Genomic DNA, 673 nt, shown 5'->3' with positions numbered 1-673 from the left:
TGCGGATTTTCCCGCAACGAATTTATAGCCGTTAACCGTTGGCAACAATTTAGCCAAAACGTTGAGAAACTAAGAACTTAATGTAACAAATACTTTACTTGAGTTACTAATTATTTAAAATCTAATATCAAATGAAAAAAATAACGAAAAGAAGAGCATTAATTTTATTATCAATTGGAATGATTATAATTTCAACTTCACAAATTGTATCTCAATTTTTTGAATTACCTGATTTTGCGAAGGGTTCTTTTATCGGAATTGGAATAGGACTTTTAATTACCTCTTTAATTTTTGGAAATTTCAAAACTGTTCGTAATTAGAATCGAACAAAAGCGGAATTTCATAAAATAGGCGGAAAGAATAAACCTTTTTTTAAATTATACTGATCAAAATCAAACAGACAGAATTAAACATCAGCTCAGAAATAATCTAAAGAACTATTTTCGGAATCTGAATTTTAAAAAGTATTCGGAAACTAAAATATTATTAGTTACGAAAAAAACTGTTGCCAACAATGTATAACCGCAATTACGGCGGATTCGACTACGTCCGAATCCACTCGGAATTGCTAACGTCAGTGCTAAACCGAAAAATTTGCGTACTTTAACCCGTAACTGACGGTTATACGAGACCGTTGGCAATAATTATGAAGAAACGATATTTATACTTAATT

At 30.3% G+C, this 673-nt stretch carries 1 protein-coding gene; it reads left to right on the top strand.

Translation table 11 applies throughout. The annotated features are described in order from the left end of the window. Nucleotides 1-131: 131 nt before the first annotated feature. Nucleotides 132-320 (top strand): hypothetical protein, encoded by a 189-nt coding sequence (locus FUA26_RS02500; RefSeq protein WP_147131122.1) that lies wholly within the window; start codon nucleotides 132-134, stop codon nucleotides 318-320. The last annotated feature ends 353 nt before the right edge of the window (nucleotides 321-673 follow it).

It is taken from the genome of Seonamhaeicola algicola (assembly GCF_007997385.1).
Classification (GTDB): domain Bacteria; phylum Bacteroidota; class Bacteroidia; order Flavobacteriales; family Flavobacteriaceae; genus Seonamhaeicola; species Seonamhaeicola algicola.
This window is presented reverse-complemented; position numbering and strand designations above follow the sequence as displayed.

What these genes read in the sequence shown, in the direction of transcription:
- FUA26_RS02500 (WP_147131122.1), top strand. Translation starts at nt 132, where the DNA reads ATGAAAAAAATAACGAAAAGAAGAGCATTAATTTTATTATCAATTGGA.